1 pseudogene is annotated in these 287 nt (G+C 58.5%); it reads left to right on the top strand.

Annotation, left to right across the window (positions count from 1 at the left end):
- Positions 1 to 197: 197 nt before the first annotated feature.
- Positions 198 to 287: pseudogene (locus tag EOD29_RS37570) on the top strand (EEP domain-containing protein); the annotation flags it as partial.

Raw genomic sequence — 287 nt, 5'->3', positions numbered from 1 at the left:
GCATAAAGCACGTCGCGCTGAAACGGATTCGGGGTGACGCGCTTTAGGTCTTTTTTTGTGCATGTCGTTTCTCGCAAAACCGCTACACACTTTTGCGCGACATGCACTGGCTGGACCATCCCAGGCGTCGCCGCGGTCCATTGCCACGCCATCGCCGAGACGCTACTGGCGTGGCCATATATTGAGCCGGTTCATCAATGAAGCTGATCAGCTACAACATCCAGTATGGCTACGGCAGCGACGGCCGCTACGATCTCGCGCGCTGCGCCGAACTGATCGACGGCGCC

Origin of the sequence: Mesorhizobium sp. M1A.T.Ca.IN.004.03.1.1 (assembly GCF_003997555.1) — a bacterium.
Classification (GTDB): domain Bacteria; phylum Pseudomonadota; class Alphaproteobacteria; order Rhizobiales; family Rhizobiaceae; genus Mesorhizobium.
This window is presented reverse-complemented; position numbering and strand designations above follow the sequence as displayed.